Origin of the sequence: Streptomyces sp. DH10, assembly GCF_029813805.1 — a bacterium.
Taxonomy (GTDB): Bacteria; Actinomycetota; Actinomycetes; order Streptomycetales; family Streptomycetaceae; genus Streptomyces; species Streptomyces coeruleofuscus.
This window is the reverse complement of the sequence record NZ_JARVKU010000074.1, coordinates 1-266: the sequence shown is the minus strand read 5'-3', so window position 1 is coordinate 266 and position 266 is coordinate 1. Positions and strand designations below refer to the sequence as shown.

Here is a 266-nt window from a genome sequence, read left to right as displayed (position 1 = left end):
TCCGAGGCGTTCAAAGCCGCAGCGGAGAGGAAGGCGAGGGGGCCGGGAGCGACCGAAGCGACTGGCTGTCGGTGCCAGCCCGGCAGTTGCTGAAGTTCAGCACACCGCGCGACCCCGCGCAGCTGGCCGCCTTCATCAACCTGCGCGTCCTCAACCCCGAACACCAACACTGGCGACGCGGCATCGAAGCCGCCACCCTGTACCACCGGATCCACGGCAACCTGAAGGTGCCATTCACGTACCGCGTGCCCGAGAGCGGCGACCAG

Annotated in this window: 1 protein-coding gene; it reads left to right on the top strand. The window is 68.0% G+C overall.

The annotated features are described in order from the left end of the window. Positions 1-266, top strand: a 266-nt coding sequence (locus tag QC385_RS43910) for a helicase associated domain-containing protein (RefSeq protein WP_279547007.1), incomplete at both ends; no start/stop codon positions are given.